Here is a 1,748-nt window from a genome sequence, read left to right on the forward strand (position 1 = left end):
CCGATATCGACGTGGATTTCTGTTATGAGAGAAGACAGGAAGTCATTGATTATGTAGTGGAAAAATACGGAAAAGACCGGGTGGTGCAGATTGTTACCTTTGGTACCATGGCTGCACGAGGTGTAATCCGGGATGTGGGCCGTGTTATGGACCTGCCGTATGCGATGGTGGATTCCATTGCAAAAATGATACCAAATGAATTGAACATTACCATAGATAAAGCGCTGATTATGAATGGCGAGATGAAAAGCCTGTATGAATCCGATCCCCAGGTGAAAACGCTGATCGATATGTCAAAGAGGCTGGAAGGGCTGCCGCGGCATACCTCCATGCACGCAGCCGGAGTGGTTATCAGCCAGAAATCTGTGGACGAATACGTTCCTCTGTCCAGGGCATCAGACGGTTCCATTACCACCCAGTTTACCATGACCACACTGGAAGAACTGGGACTTTTAAAGATGGACTTTCTTGGACTTCGGACCCTGACGGTAATCCAGAATGCGGTGCGCCTGGCGGAAAAGAGCTCAGGAAAAAGTCTGGATATGGATCTGATTGATTATAACGATAAAGAGGTACTGGATTCGATTGGAACCGGAAGGACAGATGGTGTGTTCCAGCTGGAAAGCGGCGGTATGAAGAGCTTTATGAAGGAATTAAAGCCTCAGAGCCTGGAAGATATTATCGCCGGGATATCCCTGTACCGTCCGGGGCCTATGGATTTCATTCCCCAGTACATCCGGGGCAAGAATAATCCGGACAGCATCGTCTACGACTGCCCCCAGCTGGAATCCATTCTGGAGCCTACCTATGGCTGTATCGTCTATCAGGAACAGGTTATGCAGATTGTACGTGACCTGGGTGGATATACCCTGGGACGAAGCGATCTGCTGCGCCGTGCCATGTCCAAGAAAAAAGCTTCTGTTATGGAAAAGGAGCGTCAGAATTTCGTATACGGAAACGAAGCAGAAGGCGTTGCAGGCTGTATCAATAATGGAATCGATGAGAAAATCGCTAATAAAATCTATGATGACATGATAGATTTTGCAAAGTATGCATTTAACAAGTCCCATGCGGCTGCATATGGGGTGGTTTCATACCAGACGGCATATTTGAAATATTATTATCCGGTAGAATTTATGGCGGCGCTTATGACGTCAGTTATTGATAACCCTACCAAAGTATCGGAATATATTCTCACCTGCCGACAGATGAGCATAGATATTCTGCCCCCGGACATTAATGTGGGAGAAAGTGCGTTTTCGGTAGATGGCAAATCCATCCGTTACGGGCTGTCCGCCATTAAAAGTGTTGGAAAGCCGGTGATTGAAGCAATTGTAACGGAGCGTATGAACAGAGGGCCCTATAAGTCTTTAAAAGATTTTATCGAACGCCTGTCCGGTAAAGAAGTCAATAAGAGGACCATTGAGAGCTTTATTAAAGCAGGTGCACTGGATGGACTGGGCGGAACCAGAAAGCAGTTCATGATGATCTATGTACAGATTATGGACAGCGTGAACCAGGAACGGAAATATTCGCTCACCGGACAGATGTCTTTATTTGATCTGGTGGGTGAAGAAGAGAAAAAAGAATTTGAAATCAGGCTGCCGGACGTTGGGGAATACGAAAAAGAGCAGCTGCTCAGTTTTGAGAAGGAAGTGCTGGGCGTATATATCAGCGGTCATCCCCTTCAGGAATATGAAGAGAGATGGCGTAAGAATATCTCCCAGGTAACTTCGGATTTTATGATT

Annotated in this window: 1 protein-coding gene; it reads left to right on the forward strand. The window is 46.3% G+C overall.

Annotated elements, in window-relative coordinates; genetic code table 11:
* A partial coding sequence (gene dnaE / locus ACH2DQ_RS17455) for a DNA polymerase III subunit alpha (protein ID WP_395027635.1) occupies positions 1 to 1,748 on the forward strand: 1,748 nt, incomplete at both ends.

Source organism: Robinsoniella sp. (assembly GCF_034124845.1).